Genomic DNA, 512 nt, shown 5'->3' with positions numbered 1-512 from the left:
GCTTTTGTTGAGAGTTGTTTTATCTCTCGTTCTATCTCTGCTAAAAAGGCTTCAACCGCTTGATTGATCTGTTCAATTTGTTGATCATCACGGAGAACACGCTTGACTTTCATGCGCAAGTGAAAGGATTCTCCTGCAAAACGTGGGTCATAACTTACGAAATCACACCACTTTCGTTCTGTACAAGCCATTTGGAATTGCATTTGTGCGTGATATTCTGGTTTGATTTCGTCACTTATACAAAAACGCGTATGTGTTATTGATCTCGGACATTTGACTTCGATTAAACCGTCTTCTCCAATGAGACCATCAGGGCTAGCCCCCGCCATTTGGATTGTGGGGTGTTGGATAAAACCGCATTTTGTTATATCGGCATCATAAATGAAGCTATATTCTCTCAAGGCGTCTTCTTCATGTTCAATACCCCAACGCATATCTTCAGTTTCATAATAGGGGCTTGTTTCTCTTGTTAAGCGCTCTGTTATGAGTTTGATTTTGTAGTCTTCATATTT

Annotated in this window: 1 protein-coding gene; it reads right to left on the bottom strand. The window is 40.2% G+C overall.

The annotated features are described in order from the left end of the window. Positions 1–512: lambda exonuclease family protein (locus ACFIK6_RS10335; protein ID WP_375642800.1), on the bottom strand; the 512-nt coding region annotated here is incomplete at both ends.

It is taken from the genome of Bartonella sp. AS69XJJH (genome assembly GCF_042195585.1).
In the GTDB taxonomy this organism is placed as follows: domain Bacteria; phylum Pseudomonadota; class Alphaproteobacteria; order Rhizobiales; family Rhizobiaceae; genus Bartonella.
Note: the sequence above shows the minus strand (reverse complement) of the source record. Positions and strands in the feature narration are given on the sequence as shown.